Here is a 767-nt window from a genome sequence, read left to right as displayed (position 1 = left end):
TTGGTACCTTATCCTCCTTGATCGACTGGGAGCGGTTTCGTCCTCTTCTCTCTGACCTCTACACCAATACCGAAGGAAAGGGTGGCAGACCAAACTATGACGTTGTTTTCATGATCAAACTCATGATTCTGCAGCAACTGTATGGGTTATCAGATCCCCAGCTTGAACGAGAAGTCTATGACCGCCTGTCATTTCGTCATTTTCTTGATTACCCAAAGAAGATTCCAGATGCCTCCACCATCTGGTTATTCCGGGAGCGTCTGATCAAAACAGGAAAAGAAGAATTGATCTGGGCTGAATTCCAGCATCAGATCGATCAGAAAGGATTGACAATTCATCGTGGTGTGATCCAGGATGCCAGTTTTATCACCGCAGATCCGGGTCATGCACCTGCCGACACACCGCGAGGAAAAGAAGCAAAGACGCGGCGCAGCCGTGATGGAACATGGGCAAAGAAAGGTTCAAAATCTCATTTTGGGTTTAAATTGCATATTCTCATGGATAAGGAGTATCAACTTATCCGACGAATGGCAACAACATCAGCTTCAGTTCATGACAGCAAAGTTGATCTCTCACGATCCGGAGAGACAGTATATAGGGACAAGGGGTATTTCGGGGTCAAACCCTGTGCATCCATGGATAAGACGATGCATAGAGGTGTTCGAAACCACCCATTATCTACAAAGGAAAAGCGTAGAAACCGAGCGATCAACAGGATACGTCCTCTTGTTGAACGACCGTTTGCTGTGATGAAAAAAGTGTTCAGA

Annotated in this window: 1 protein-coding gene; it reads left to right on the top strand. The window is 46.0% G+C overall.

The genetic code is table 11. The features are described 5' to 3' along the window. Positions 1-17: 17 nt before the first annotated feature. The coding region (locus tag ABCO64_RS10260; protein ID WP_343089390.1) for an IS5 family transposase at positions 18-767 on the top strand (750 nt) is incomplete at its 3' end.

Source organism: Methanocalculus natronophilus (genome assembly GCF_038751955.1).
GTDB classification, from domain to species: Archaea; Halobacteriota; Methanomicrobia; order Methanomicrobiales; family Methanocorpusculaceae; genus Methanocalculus; species Methanocalculus natronophilus.
Note: the sequence above shows the minus strand (reverse complement) of the source record. Positions and strands in the feature narration are given on the sequence as shown.